This window comes from Paraburkholderia franconis, from assembly GCF_009362735.1.
Classification (GTDB): domain Bacteria; phylum Pseudomonadota; class Gammaproteobacteria; order Burkholderiales; family Burkholderiaceae; genus Paraburkholderia; species Paraburkholderia franconis.
The window spans coordinates 81,879-96,152 of record NZ_WHNP01000012.1 but is presented as its reverse complement, the minus strand read 5'-3'; the positions used below and the strand labels follow the sequence as shown (position 1 = coordinate 96,152).

13 protein-coding genes are annotated in these 14,274 nt (G+C 63.7%); 10 read left to right on the top strand and 3 right to left on the bottom strand.

What is annotated here, in order from left to right; genetic code table 11:
• Window positions 1–60: 60 nt before the first annotated feature.
• The 3 genes from GCT13_RS15375 to GCT13_RS15365 all read right to left on the bottom strand — a co-directional run bounded on the left by GCT13_RS15375 (window position 61) and on the right by GCT13_RS15365 (window position 4,241).
• On the bottom strand, window positions 61–1,398 hold the full coding sequence (locus GCT13_RS15375) for an MFS transporter (RefSeq protein ID WP_152759472.1): 1,338 nt from the start codon (window positions 1,396–1,398) through the stop codon (window positions 61–63).
• Window positions 1,399–1,502: 104 nt separating this feature from the next.
• Window positions 1,503–2,897: an MFS transporter gene (locus GCT13_RS15370; RefSeq protein WP_152759470.1), complete on the bottom strand. Its 1,395-nt coding sequence runs from the start codon at window positions 2,895–2,897 to the stop codon at window positions 1,503–1,505.
• Between the two features lie 252 nt (window positions 2,898–3,149).
• Window positions 3,150–4,241 (bottom strand): porin, encoded by a 1,092-nt coding sequence (locus tag GCT13_RS15365; protein ID WP_152759468.1) that lies wholly within the window; start codon window positions 4,239–4,241, stop codon window positions 3,150–3,152.
• A gap of 314 nt (window positions 4,242–4,555) precedes the next feature.
• On the opposite strand from GCT13_RS15365, the gene GCT13_RS15360 reads away from it, so the two are divergent.
• From GCT13_RS15360 to GCT13_RS15315, 10 genes are all read left to right on the top strand, one after another.
• On the top strand, window positions 4,556–5,134 hold the full coding sequence (locus GCT13_RS15360; RefSeq protein WP_152759466.1) for a UbiX family flavin prenyltransferase: 579 nt from the start codon (window positions 4,556–4,558) through the stop codon (window positions 5,132–5,134).
• 225 nt (window positions 5,135–5,359) lie between these two features.
• The gene (locus GCT13_RS15355; RefSeq protein ID WP_152759464.1) at window positions 5,360–6,547 is read left to right on the top strand and encodes an FAD-dependent monooxygenase; all 1,188 of its coding nucleotides are present in this window, start codon (window positions 5,360–5,362) and stop codon (window positions 6,545–6,547) included.
• A gap of 62 nt (window positions 6,548–6,609) precedes the next feature.
• A complete protein-coding gene (locus GCT13_RS15350; protein ID WP_321574384.1) occupies window positions 6,610–7,146 on the top strand; it encodes a VOC family protein in 537 nt (178 codons plus the stop codon).
• A complete protein-coding gene (gene fahA / locus GCT13_RS15345; RefSeq protein ID WP_152759460.1) occupies window positions 7,143–8,489 on the top strand; it encodes a fumarylacetoacetase in 1,347 nt (448 codons plus the stop codon). Before GCT13_RS15350 ends, fahA begins: the two co-directional genes overlap by 4 nt.
• A 3-nt stretch (window positions 8,490–8,492) precedes the next feature.
• Window positions 8,493–9,257, top strand: a complete 765-nt coding sequence (locus GCT13_RS15340; RefSeq protein ID WP_152759458.1) for an alpha/beta fold hydrolase — start codon at window positions 8,493–8,495, stop codon at window positions 9,255–9,257.
• Window positions 9,258–9,332: 75 nt separating this feature from the next.
• Window positions 9,333–10,145 carry an FAD binding domain-containing protein gene (locus GCT13_RS15335; RefSeq protein WP_152759456.1) on the top strand — a complete coding sequence of 271 codons (813 nt, stop codon included), beginning with the start codon at window positions 9,333–9,335 and terminating at the stop codon, window positions 10,143–10,145.
• Window positions 10,146–10,172: 27 nt separating this feature from the next.
• Complete coding sequence (locus GCT13_RS15330) at window positions 10,173–10,634, top strand: SRPBCC family protein (RefSeq protein WP_152759454.1); 462 nt, start codon at window positions 10,173–10,175, stop codon at window positions 10,632–10,634.
• A 41-nt stretch (window positions 10,635–10,675) separates the two neighbouring features.
• Entirely contained in the window at window positions 10,676–11,197 is a 522-nt protein-coding gene (locus GCT13_RS15325) for a (2Fe-2S)-binding protein (protein ID WP_152759452.1), read from the top strand.
• Window positions 11,194–13,545, top strand: coding sequence for a xanthine dehydrogenase family protein molybdopterin-binding subunit (locus tag GCT13_RS15320; RefSeq protein WP_152759450.1), 2,352 nt, complete (start codon window positions 11,194–11,196; stop codon window positions 13,543–13,545). The genes GCT13_RS15325 and GCT13_RS15320 overlap by 4 nt, the downstream gene beginning before the upstream one ends.
• Window positions 13,535–14,260, top strand: a complete 726-nt coding sequence (locus GCT13_RS15315) for an enoyl-CoA hydratase/isomerase family protein (protein ID WP_152759448.1) — start codon at window positions 13,535–13,537, stop codon at window positions 14,258–14,260. The genes GCT13_RS15320 and GCT13_RS15315 overlap by 11 nt, the downstream gene beginning before the upstream one ends.
• Window positions 14,261–14,274: the final 14 nt, after the last annotated feature.

The window sequence follows — 14,274 nt, the reverse complement described above, 5'->3', positions numbered from 1 at the left end:
AGCGCGCGCGGGCCGGCGACGTTGAACCACCAGCCCGCGCGGAAGCGGACGGAACACCCGTCAGGCCAACGACTCACGCGCCTCGCGCCGACGATTCCAGCCCAGCCAGACCGACAGCAGCGCGATGAACACGAAAACGATCGACACGTTCATGAAGAGTTGCGCGATCGGCAGATGCATCGCGAGCAGCACGCCGCCGAGCACCGACCCGACGACCGATCCAAGCTTGCCGATTCCGATTGCGGACCCGACGCCGGCCGAGCGCAGCATCGTCGGATAGACCATGCCCGCCACTGCGTAAAGCGCGAACTGGCTGCCGATCACGCAGACGCCGCTCATGAATGCGGTGCCATACAGCCAGGCCGCGGGCATCGTCATGCCGAGCGAAACGCAGACAGGAAGGCCCAGCAGCGCAAGCAGCAAGATCACCGCGATGCCATAGCGGTCCACGCAACGGCTCAACGCAAGCGCGCCGACCGTGCCGCCTACCGGGAACATCATCGCGGCTTTCGCTGCCTGCGCCGACGGCAATGCGCTCATGCTGAACAGGATCGGCAGCCAGTTCTGAAGAAAATGCAGCGCGAGCGAGTTCAGCACGAACAGCAACCACAGCAAAGGCGTCACACGAACGAGACCGTCGCTGAACAATGCGACGGGCGTCGCGCGAATCCGCTTCTCGTCGTCGATGACATAGCGCACCGCTTCGTCGCTTTCATGCGCATGTGGGTCCAGCCGGCGCACGATGCGGGCGATCTCTCGCGCAGCGCGGCCGTTGACGATCAGAAAGCGAACGGACTCCGGCAACAGCGAAAACGAAGCGACGGCCACGACGACAGCCACGAGACCGCCCACTTCGAAAAGCACCGGCCAGCCGAAATGCGGCAGCAGCCACGATGCAATCGCGCCGCCACCGCCGGCACCGATCGAAAAACCCGAGAACATCAGCGTGATCCACGTCGCGCGATGTGCCTTTGGCGCGTACTCGGACACGAGAGCCACGGTATTCGGCACGACTCCGCCCATGCCGATTCCCGCGAAAAAACGAAGCACGGTCAGTTGATCCAGAGACGTCGCGTAGCTGCACGCAAACGTCAGGATGCCGAACCATAGCGAGCCAAAAATTATCGTGAGCCGCCTTCCAATGCGATCGCCCATAAAGCCGAGCAGCAACGAGCCCACGAGCACGCCGAACAGGCCGACGCCGAACACATGGCCGAAGCCCGTTGCGCTCACATGCCACGCGCGGATCAACGCAGGCGCCGCATACGCCGCGGCGACCTGATCGTAGCCGTCGATCAGCACGATCAGGAAGCACCACGCGATCAGGGACAAAGAAAATCCGCGCAGCTTTTGCCGTTCGATCAGCGCGGTAACGTCGATGGTGCGGGTGGTCTGCATCCAGTCTCCTTTTCCAACGGACACCGGCGCGCTTCACCTGCCCGTTGATTATTTTTTTAACGAGTACGTTTTTTGAAACCCAGCAAACGATGCGTGGCCAGCGATCACGAATCGCCCAGCGCCGAACGCATCTCCTTGATGGGGGCATCTTCCTTGTCGTGCTGCTCGTGCTGCTCGCCGAAGCGCGCCTTGTACAGCACGGCGAGCACCGTCGAGAAAATCGTCGCGACGAGGAACAGCGCCGACGCCGCGTAGAACATCTGCGCGAACGGCAGATGCATCGCCAGCAGAATGCCGCCGATCACGGGTCCCGACACCGAACCGATCTTGCCGACCGAAATCGCGCTGCCCACACCTGCCGAGCGGAACGCAGTCGGATAGATCATGCCCGCGACCGCATACAGCCCATACTGCGCGCCGACCACGCAGAAGCCGGTCGCGAACACGGCGAACATCAGCCACGCTTCGGACATGCCGTGTCCGAGGAACGCGACGACGGGGCAACCGATTGCGGGCAGCGAGATGATGGCCAGCACGCCATGACGATCGACGAAGCGGCACAGGATCAGTCCGCCGAGCACGCCGCCCACCGAGAACATCGTCGTGATGATGCCCGCGCTCTGCGGATTGATGCCGACGCCTTCCATCAGGATCGGCAGCCAGTTCTGCAAAAAGTACAGCGCCATCGAATTGACGATGAAGACAATCCACAGCAGCGGCGTGATCGCGCGCAGGCCGTCGGAGAAAATCAGCTTGAGCACGAAGCGCTTCTTCTCCTGCACTTCGCCGGGCACGAACTGCGCGTCAGCAGGCAGCGCGATGTCGGGACGCAGGCGCGCAACCAGCTTGCGTACCGTCTCGACGCTGCGCTGACGCACGACCAGCAGCTTCGCCGATTCGGGCAGCGTCATGATCAGCAGCAGCGCGACGGCAAGCGAGCCGACGCCGCCGACGACGAACATTACCGGCCAGCCGTAGCGATGAATCAGCGCGGAAGACACGAGACCACCGGAGCCCGCGCCGATCGAAAAGCCCGAGAACATCAACGTGACCCACGTCGCGCGCAAACGCTTCGGTGCGTATTCGGCGACCAGCGCAACCGAGTTGGGCACCACGCCGCCCATCCCGAGACCGGCGATGAAACGCAGCAGCATCAGTTCCTGAAGAGACGAGGCCCACACGGATGCCAGCGTCAGCAGGCCGAAAAACAGACTGCCCGACACGATGGCCCGCTTGCGGCCGAAGCGGTCGCCGAGATAGCCGAAGATGAACGAGCCGATCAGCGTGCCGAATAACCCTGCGCCGAATACGGGACCGAAGCCGCCGCGCGCGACGTGCCATTCCTTGATGATGGCGGGCGCGGCAAACGAGACGGCCGTCTGGTCGTAGCCGTCCATCAGCATGATCAGGAAACACCAGAACAGCAGGCCGATCGCGAAACGCCCTGTTTTTTGCTCTTCTATCAGTGTCGATATGTTGAAAGTGCGGTCTGCTTGCATGTGCGTCCCAATGTGCCTGATCGGGCAGCGGCGCATTTGCGTCGCGTCGCCGCCCTGCTGCTTCCCTTTGGCGCCGCCGCCGGGAGCCTCAATATACAGGCCCGCCAGCAGACGACAGAATCAAAAATTCTCGATGATCAGATCGAAAAAGGTGAAAAAAGCCGTGCCCCGTTGCCTTTTCCACTCGATGCCGTTCCTTCATCCACATCTACATCGCCGTGCTCACGCCATATCGCCCCCGAGCGTGCCGCGTCAAAACATCTGATTGATACCGATGCGCCCGACCGTCTGCGCACTCGAACTCGACGGCTGATAGCCGAACTGCTCCGCCTTCGCGCCCGTGCCCGACGCGCGCTGCAAGCCGACGCCCGCGTAGATCTGCGTGCGCTTGGACAGGTAGTGCGTCAGAAACAGGTTGTACTGGTTGTAGGTCAGTCCTTCGAACATCGAACGGTTGTACGAGATACCGAGCACATAGAAGCGCTTGCCGCCGCTCAGATCGATGTTCACGCCGACCTGGTAGTTACGCTCCGTCACCGAGCCCTGCGGATCTTCGAGCTTCACATCGGTAAAAGTTGCGTGCGGGATGAAATCGCCGACAGCAACAGAACCGCCTACGGCAATCGTGCTATACCGCTCCGCGTTGAAGAGCGTGCCCTGCTTCAGCGTCTGTCCGAGCACCGACGTCACGCCGAAGATGCCGAAGAGGTCCGCCGTGCGGTTGTGCGACATCGAGTACGCCGCGCCCAGTTTCACGATGCCGTTCTGATAATGCGCGCCGATACTGTACTGACGCCCCTCGCTGAAGTTCGTCTGGTTGCCGAAGCTGTTCATCACGCCCGCCTGGAAGCCGCGGTAATCGATCGTTTCGTACTTCACCGAGTTGTCGAGCGCGCGCGTGTTGGCCAGTCCGTCCAGATTGCCGACCGTATAGAACGACGAGATGCCGGGCACCGAGTTGTTCAGCCCGCCCACGTACTCGTACACGTAGTCGGGAATATGGCCGAGGCTCAGCGAGCCGAACCGGTCGTTCGTGATGCCCACGTACGCATCGCGATTGAAGAAGCTCGTCGGATTGATCTGCGCGCCCGTGTTGGTCAGGAAGCCCGATTCGAGCCGCGCGAAGACCGTATTGCCGCCGCCGATATCCTCCTTGATCAGAAAGCCGAAGCGGTCCGGCGTGCGCTTGCCCGCCGATTCCTGATACAGGTGTGCGCCACGAGAGTTCGTCACGAAATCGACACCCACGTCGACGCTCCCGTACAGCGTCACCGATGACTGCGCGAACGCGGGACAACACAACGCGAACGCACAGCCGCCTAACAGCAGACTCGTCGTTTTCAACCAGTGTCTCCAATGTCTTTTTTATCGCCAGCCGGCTGCATGCCGGCTGATCCCCATATGTATTGGGCCTGTGCGAACCCGCCGTGCGGATGCCCATGGCCTGTCATATGTTGGCGAGAGTTTAGCGAACCGGATTACGGCTTTGAATCGCGAATTATTTATCAACCAATCGAACAAAACGAACAAAGCCTTTAAAGGATCGGGAAAAACACCAGGGCCGCGTATTTAATCGCGCTTCAAGCTTCTTTTAGCAGAAACCGGGTGCTAACATCCGCCGCGTCACGCGAACAGGGATTGGCATTCGGGAGAGTCTTATGGATATGAGAGGCATGCCGCCGCGGCGCATGATAGTGGGCATCAGCGGCGCATCCGGCGTCATCTACGGCGTGCGGCTGCTGCAATTGCTGCGCAAGCTGGAGATCGAGACACACCTCGTGATGAGCCGCTCCGCGCAGGTCACGCTTGCGCACGAGTCGGACTACAACATCGCCGACGTGCGCGCGATGGCGAGCGTCTGCCACTCGAACACCGACATCGGCGCGTCCATTTCGAGCGGCTCGTTCCCCGTGATGGGCATGATCGTCGCGCCCTGCTCGATCAAGACCTTGTCGGAGATCGCGACGGGCGTGACGGGTGGCCTGCTGTCGCGCGCCGCCGACGTCACGTTGAAAGAGCGCCGCCGCCTCGTGCTGATGGTGCGTGAAACGCCTTTGCATCTCGGCCACCTGCGCAGCATGACGGCCGTGACGGAAGCGGGCGCGATCGTCTATCCGCCCGTGCCCGCCTTCTACGCGAATCCCGAATCGCTGACCGACATGGTCGATCACACGCTCGGCCGCGTGCTCGATCTGTACGGACTCGATGCCGCGACGGTGCAGCGCTGGGGCATGTAAGCGAGCAATCGTCTTTATCGTTCTGCCGATAAAGGGTTTATCCCAGGCGTCTGCGAATTATCAAATTTCATTGATAACTCATTCGGATTAATTTGCTTCTTTCGCGTGATCCGCTGATTTAAAGTGAATCCCGATTTCACCGGGTTTATCACTGACAAGAATTATCGATTGATTGATAGCCAATATCGATAAAAGCGTTCATCACGAAAGAGGTCGAATCGTCGAATGAAGATAGTTATTGCAGGCGCCGGTATCGGCGGATTGACGGCCGCCGCCGCGTTATTGAAGAAAGGTTTCGATGTCACGGTTTTCGAGCAGGCGCAGGCGCTGAAGGAAATCGGCGCGGGCGTGCAGCTGAGTTCGAACGCGACGCGCGTGCTGTACCAGCTCGGCGTCGGCGATGCGCTCGAAGGTCTCGCATGCGAGCCGCTCGGCAAGTGCGTGCGGCTCTGGAACAGCGGCCAGAGCTGGCGTCTGTTCGACCTCGGCGAGCAATCGCGCGAGGCCTACGGCTATCCGTACTTCACGCTGCATCGCGCGGACCTTCACCAGGCGCTCGCCGATGTCGTGCGCGCGATGAAGCCCGACGCGATTCGGCTCAATCACAAGGTCGAAAGCTTCTCGCAGCAGAACGGCAAGGTCGTCGTGCAGGCGGTGAGCGGCGAAACCTGCGAAGGCGATCTGCTGATCGGCGCGGACGGCGTGCATTCGCGCGTGCGCCGTGCGCTCTTCGGTCCCGACGAGCCCGTATTTTCCGGCGTGATGGCATGGCGCGGCGTGATCGACGCAGCGAAGCTGCCCGAGCATCTGCGCTCGCCGTATGGCGCGAACTGGGTCGGTCCCGGCGCGCACGTGATTCACTATCCGCTGCGCGGCGCGCGACTGATCAACTTTGTCGGCGCAATCGAGAAGTCCGGCTGGCAAGTCGAATCGTGGTCGGAACGCGGCACGCTCGAAGAATGCCTCGCCGATTTCGAAGGCTGGCACGAAGACGTGCGCACGCTGATCTCCGCCATCGACATTCCGTACAAGTGGGCGCTGATGGTGCGCGAACCGATGGCGCGCTGGAGCCAGGGCCACGCGACACTGCTCGGCGACGCCTGCCATCCGACGCTGCCGTTCCTCGCGCAAGGCGCGGGCATGGCGATCGAAGACGGCTATCTGCTCGCGCGCTGTCTCGAACGATACGCAGACGATATCCCTCATGCACTGCAACGCTACGAAGCGCTGCGGCTCGATCGCACCGCGCGCGTGGTGCGCGGCTCGGCTGCGAACGCGACGCGCTTTCACAATCCGCAGCTTGCGCATGCGGAAGGCGCGGCCGCCTACGTCGATCGCGAATGGAGCGAGGAGCGCGTGAAGGAGCGCTACAACTGGCTCTTCGAGTACAACGTCGATACGGTTGAAGTCTGAACGGCGCGCGCCGCATTCCACGACTGCCGCAAGAACCAGCATTAGAAGGAGACTCCGTGTCCATCGACTCTACCCGCCCGGCTCCCGTGCTCGGCCTGCATCACTTCGCGTGGCGCTGCCGCGATGCCGAAGAAACGCGCCACTTCTACGAAGACATTCTCGGCCTGCCGCTCGTCCATGTGATCCGTCTCGACCGCGTGCCGAGCACGGGCGAATACTGCCCCTACGTACACGTATTCTTCGAAATGGCCGACGGATCGAACATCGCTTTCTTCGATCTCGGCGACGATAAAGCCGCATTGCCTTCGCCGAATACGCCGCCGTGGGTCAATCACATCGCGCTGCGGCTCGACACGCTCGAGCAGCTCGAATCGATGAAAGCGCGGCTGATCGACAACGGCATCGACGTGCTCGGCGTGACCGATCATCACTTCGTGCGCTCGATCTATTTCTTCGATCCTAACGGATTGCGCGTCGAACTGACGGTGCCCGTTGCGCCCGTCGAAGAACTCGAAGGCTATAAAATGCGTGCTCGGCCCGCGCTCGATGCGTGGACCGCAGAGAAAAGCAAGGCAGTATCGGAGACACGCCCCGCATGAGTGCACTGAATGTCACGCACAATCCGGCGCGGCGAAGCTGGATCGAGTCGGCGAATACCGGCGACACGGATTTCCCCATACAGAACCTGCCGTTCGGCGCCTTCGTGCGCGAAGGCGAAACCCGCACGGGTGTGGCGATCGGCGATCGCATCGTCGATCTGCGCGCGCTGCACGACCTCGCATTGCTCGGCGGCGACGCGGCACTCGCGTGCGCATCGGCTTGCGACAGCACGCTGAATACGCTGATGGCGCTCGACGCTCGTCACGTGAGCGCGCTGCGCGCCGCGCTGTCCGATCTGCTGAAACACGATGCGCCCGCGCGCTCGCGGCTCGCATCGTCGATCGATGCGGTGCTGCCGCTGATGACGGACGTCGAGTTGACGCTACCCTGGACGATCGGCGACTACACGGACTTTTTGACGTCGCTGCATCACACCGAGCGTCACGGCCGCTACAAGGGTCTCGCCGATCCGCTGCCGGCCGCTTTCAAGTCGCTGCCCATCGCCTATCATGGCCGCGCATCGTCGCTGCGCGTAAGCGGCGGCGACGTGCGTCGTCCATACGGACAGTATCGCGACGCCGACGGCAACGTGCGCTTCGGTCCTGCGCCGATGCTCGACTTCGAACTCGAACTCGCGGCCGTCATCGGTCATGGCAATGAACTGACGCGCGCCATTTCGATTGACAGCGCGCGCGAGCACGTCTTCGGCTACTGCCTGCTCAACGACTGGTCGGCGAAAAGCATTCAATGGTTCGAACAGGTGCTGGGGCCGTTCCTCGGTAAGAGCTTCCACTCGAGCGTCTCGCAGTGGATCGTCACCGAAGAAGCGCTCGCGCCGTTCCGCAAAGCCGCGCCACAGCGCGCGGCCGGCGATCCCGCGATCTTGCCGCATCTACACGGCGCACACGATCAGCGCAACGGCGGCCTGCATCTGGAGCTGTTCGCGCATCTGTCGACGGCCGCGATGCGCAGCGACCGCCTGCCGCCCGCGCAGATCACGCACACGCATCTCGACAACCTGTACTGGACGTTCGCGCAGATGGTCGCGCATCACACGAGCAACGGCTGCAATCTGCGCACAGGCGATCTGCTCGGCAGCGGTACGATTTCAGGCGCGAGCGACGAATCGCGTGCGTGTCTGACGGAGCTCAGCGAAGCGGGCAAGAAGCCGCTGCTGCTTGCGAACGGCGAGACGCGCATCGAACTGCAAGACGGCGACGAGATCGCGCTCAGTGCGCGCGCCAGCGCACCGGGCGCAGTGTCGATCGGCTTCGGCGAATGCCGCGGACGCATCGCGCCCGCGCTGCCGTATCCGTTCGACGCATCGCGTGAGGAGCATTGAATCATGACGACGTTCAACGGCTTCCGGCAGTTCGGCAACGGGCCGCATAAGGTGATCGCGCTGAACGGCTGGTTCGGCAGCTCGGCCGACTGGGACGCGCTCACGTCCGCGCTCGATCCCGAACGCTTCAGCTATGCGTTCTTCGACTATCGCGGCTACGGACTGTCGCGCGATATCGACGGCGAGTTCACGTTCGACGAAGTGGCGAGCGATGTGCTGACGCTCGCCGATCATCTCGACTGGCCGCGCTTTAGCCTCGTCGGTCATTCGATGGGCGGCATGGCGATGCAGCGCGTGCTCGTCGCCGCGCCAGAGCGCGTCGTGAAGATGGCGGGCATTTCCGCAGTGCCCGCATGCGGCTCGCGAATGGACGAAACGCGCATCGCGATGTTCTTCGCTGCAATCGACGATGTCGCGAAGCGCGCAGGCATCATTCACTTTTCGACGGGCAGCCGGCTCGCGGCGCGATGGAGCACGCAGCTCGCGCAAACTTCGCTGCGCGAGTCGCGGCGCGAAGCGTTTGCCGCGTATCTGCCGCAATGGGCCACGGGCGACTTCGCCGCGCAGGTCAAAGGGAATGCGATGCCCGTGAGGCTGTTCGTCGGCGAACACGATCCGACCATCACGGCCGACCTGATGACGCGCACGTGGCTCACGTGGTATCCGAATGCCACGCTGGAAACGCTGCGCAACGCGGGACACTACGCGATGATCGAGGTGCCCGTGGCGCTCGCCACTGCACTGGAAAACTGGCTCTCGGAGCCGTAAGACGCACACGGCGAAGCCGTCAATACGGATGTCAGGCATGCGCGCGACGACGACGCGCATGCTGCAGGAGACAACATGTACGAGACTACCTATCTGCGCGCAGCGTCGCTTGCCGAAGCGGTCGGCTGGCTGCGCGAGCATGACGAAGCGCGACCGCTTTCGGGCGGCATGACCCTGATTCCGACGCTCAAGCAGCGCCTCGCGGCGCCGTCGCATCTGATCGATCTGACGCGGCTCGATGAACTGCGCGGCATCGACGTGCGCGGCGACACGCTGCAAACGCTGCATATAGGCGCGCTGATGAAGCATGCGGAAGTTGCCGCATCCCCGCTCGTGCGCGAAGCGATCCCCGCGCTCGCGCATCTGGCGAGCCTGATCGCCGATCCGCAGGTGCGCAATCGCGGCACGATGGGCGGCTCGGTCGCGAACAACGATCCCGCAGCGGACTACCCTTGCGCCGTGCTCGCGCTGAACGCGCATGTCATCACGTCATCGCAACGCCGCATTCCCGCCGACGACTTTTTCATCGACACATTCGAGACCGCGCTTGAACCGACCGAGCTCGTCACCGCAATCGAATTCGCCATTCCGCGCCGCGCCGCCTACGCGAAGTACCGGCATCCCGCATCGGGTTATGCGGTCGCGGGCGTGTTCATCGCGCAGTACGACGACGCGATTCGCGTTGCGGTGACAGGCGCGGGCGCATCGGTGTTCCACTGGTTCGATGCCGAGGCCGCGTTGCAGCAGGATCTGTCGGACGCGGCGCTCGCGTCGCTCTTCATCGACCGCGCAACGCTGCCCGACGACGACAACGCGTCGGCATCGTACCGCGCGCATCTGATCGAAACCTATACCCGCCGCGCACTGCAGGCGCTGCTCGCGTCGTAAGGACGCCCGCTCAATCAGGAGAACAGGATGGAATTCACCGGATCGCAAACCATCGCGGCATCGCGCGAACAGGTATGGCAAGGACTCAACGACGCGGCAGTGCTGCAGGAATGCATTCCCGGCTGCGAAGCCTTTACGGCTGAAAGCGAAGACCAGTACAAGGCCGTCGTGGTGGCGTCCGTCGGCCCCGTGAAGGCGCGCTTCAAAGGCACGCTCGAACTGTCCGACCGGAACGCGCCGAATGGCTACCGGCTCGTCGGCCAGGGCGAAGGCGGCATTGCGGGCTTCGGCAAGATGACGGCCACCGTCACGCTCGCCGATGCCGAAGACGGCACGCTGCTCACCTACGTCGCCGAAGCGCAGGTCGGCGGCAAGCTCGCGCAGATCGGCTCGCGGCTCGTGACGTCGGTGGCGAACAAGCTCGCCGCCGAGTTCTTCAAGCGCTTCAACGCCACGCTGAGCGCCGCCAGCGAAGCCGCCGCCAAATGAGCGTGCCGCACGAACGCACGAACGGGACATACAGGTGAATCATGGTTGAAGTCCAATTGCAGGTGAACGGCACGGACGTCACGCGCGACGTGCCCGACAACACACTGCTCGTCGAATTCCTGCGCGAGCACTTGCGGCTCACGGGCACGCACGTCGGTTGCGATACGAGCCAGTGCGGCGCATGCACGGTCCATCTCGACGGCAACGCCGTCAAGTCCTGCACCGTGCTCGCCGCCCAGACGAGCGGCGGACAGGTGGTCACGATCGAAGGCCTCAGCGAACAGTGCAGCGCGCCATGCAGCGGCAAGCTGCATCCCGTGCAGAACGCGTTCGTCCAATGCCACGGCTTGCAGTGCGGCTTCTGCACGCCGGGGATGATCATGGCGAGCGCGTTCTGTCTACGCGAGGAGCCCGCGCTCGATACGGCGAGCATCAGTCACGCGCTGGAAGGCAACATCTGCCGCTGCACGGGCTATGTGAACATCATCGAAGCCGTTCGTCACGCCGCGCGCGAGATGTACCCCCATGCGCCGTTCACGAAGACGGAGGAACACGCGTCATGATCGGCAAACCGATACCTCGCGTCGAAGACCAGCGCTTCGTCACCGGCAACGGTCAGTACACCGACGACATTCACGTCGACGGCCGGTTGCACGCGGCCTTTCTGCGCTCGCCTCATGCGCACGCCGCGCTGCGCTCGATCGACATCGGCGCGGCGAAGGAAGCGCCCGGCGTGATCGCCGTGCTGATCGGCCAGGACTATCTCGACGACGGCTTTCAGGGCGTCGACCACGTGCCGAATCCCGTCGATGCCGTCGACGCGACGAAGAAGGCTTTCCTCACGTCGCTGACGGGTTCGATCTTCAACCAGCTTCACGTGCCGCTGCCCATCGACCGCGTGCGCTACGTCGGCGAAGCGATTGCGATGGTGATCGCCGAGACGCCATTGCAGGCGCGCAATGCAGCGGAGCTGATCGAAGTCGATTACGACGTGCTCGACGCCGTCGTCAATGCCGCCGATGCGATGCAAGCGGATGCGCCGCAACTGTGGGACGGCGCGCACGGCAACCTGTGTTTCCAGACGCAGATCGGCGATCGCGAAGCGGCGCGCCAGATACTCGCGCAAGCCGACCACGTCGTGCGCCGCGAGTTTCATCACAGCCGGCTCGTCAACTGCCAGATGGAACCGCGCAGCGCGATCGGCATGCATGACGCGGCCAGCGATGTCTATACGCTGATCTCCGGCAGCCAGGGCGCGGTGCGCCAGCAACTGTGCCTCGCCGCCGCGCTGAAGGTGCCGCCTGCGAGGATGCGCGTCGTGTGTCCCGATACGGGCGGCGGCTTCGGGCCGCGTTCGTTCATCTACGTCGAGCAACTGGCCGTCGTATGGGCCGCGCGACGCGTCGGGCGTCCCGTGAAGTGGACGAGCGATCGCAGCGAAGCGTTCCTCTCCGATTACCAGGGGCGCGACGCGATCATCCGTTCCGCAATCGGCTTTTCGAAAGACGGCCGCATTCTCGCGATCGACAACGAGTGGATCGGCAATGTGGGCGCGCACACGGTCTCGTATGTGCCGATGTCGAACGGCACGCGCATCATGACGTCCGTCTACGATGTGCCCGTGGCCGCCGTGCACGTGAACGCGGTCATGACGAACACGGTGCCGACGGCACCTTATCGCGGCGCAGGCAGGCCCGAAGCGACACACGTGATCGAACGGATGCTCGATCTCGCGGCAGGCGAACTGGGCATCGACCGCGCGGAAATCCGCCGCCGCAATCTCGTGCCGCACGACAAGCTGCCGTACCGCAGCCCGATGGGTCTCACGTACGACAGCGGCGACTTCGCGCGCAATATGGCGCGCGCGCTGACGCTCGCGCAATGGGACAGCTTTGAAGAGCGCCGCGCGCAATCGCTCGCGAATGGACGGCTGCGCGGCATCGGGCTCGCAAACTATATCGAGTCGCCCGTCGGCGCGCCGCGCGAGCGGATCGAACTGACGGTGCGCGCGGATGGCAGCGTCGATATCGTGTCGGGTACGCAGTCGACGGGCCAGGGCCACGAGACCACGTTCGCGCAGGTCATCGCGCATCACCTCGGCGTACCGATGGAAGCCGTGAAGCTGCGCACAGGCGATACCGCGTTCGTGAGCGTCGGCGGCGGCAGCCACTCGGATCGCACGATGCGTCTGGGCGGCATGCTGCTCGTCGATACCGCGCAGCAGATCATCGCGATCGGCAAGCAGGTGGCGGCCGGTCTCTTCGGCGTGGAGCCGGCGCAGGTCGGGTTCGCGGACGCATGGTTCACCACGCCTTCCTCCGGCCAGCGGATTAGCCTCGCGGAAGTCGCGCATTATGTGTCGAAGGACGGCTTGCCCGGCGATCCGTCGACGAAGAAGCTCTACGCGCACGCCGAAGTCAACACGCGCGTGCCCGCGCATCCGACGGGCGCCGCGATTTGCGAGCTCGAAGTGGACCCCGATACGGGCGTCGTGCAGCTTGTGAACTACACATCCGTCGACGATGTCGGACAGCCGATCAATCCGCTGATCGTCGAAGGCCAGGTGCATGGCGGTCTCGCGCAGGGCATCGGCCAGGCGCTGTCCGAAGGCTTCTATATGGACCGCGACACGGGGCAGGTGCTGACGGGCTCGTATATGGACTACGGCATGCCGCGTGCAGGCGTGATCCCGCCGCTCAACGTCGAGCTGACGGAAGACCCGACGCACGGCAATCCGCTGCGTGTGAAAGGCGGCGGCGAGAGCGGCATCACGCCCGCGACGGCCACGATCTTCAACGCGCTGGCCGACGCGCTCAAGGCCTACGGCAACGATGAACTCGCGATGCCTGCCACGCCGAAGGTCGTCTGGGAATACATTCATCGCGCGCAAGGAGGCGCACATGACAACTGAATCCGTCGCTATCCGCCGCAAGGGCGCGCTGCTCGAAGTCATGCTCGACCGGCCCGAGAACGGCAACCTGATCGACCAGCCGATGAGCGATGCGATCATCGCCGCCGTCAGCACGATCGACGACGACACGAAGCTCGTGCGCATCGTCAGCAGCGGGAAGAACTTCTGCAAGGGACGCCAGTCGCCGATGCCGCCCGCAGGCGCGAAGCCGTCGGCCGAAACGCTGCGGCGCGTGGTTGCCGCGCCGCCGCTCGCGCTCTACGACGCACTGAAAGCCGTGCGCGTGCCCGTGCTTTCCGTGGTGCGCGGCGAAGCGATCGGTGTGGGCTGCGCGCTCGCGGGCGTGTGCGATGTCGCGCTCGCCGCCGACGACGCGATCTTCCAGATTCCCGAAATGGAACGCGATATTCCGCCGACGCTCGTGATGTCCGCGCTGATCGGGCGTGTGCCTGTGAAGACGGTTGCGCACATGGTGCTGAGCCGCGCGCGGCTGTCCGCGCAGGAAGCGCTCGTCGCGGGGCTCGTGAGCCGCGTCGTGCCCGCCGCGTCGCTCGACGAAGAAGCCGATGCGCTCACCGAAACGCTGCTCGGCTGCAGCGCGGTCACGCTGCGCGCCGTCAAGCAGTTCCTGCATCTCGCGCCCGAGATGCCCGCAAGTGGCGCGAGCGGTTTTGCCGCGCATCTTGCCGCGACCGCGCTGTCGGCGCGTTTCTAACGACTGCGCACTGC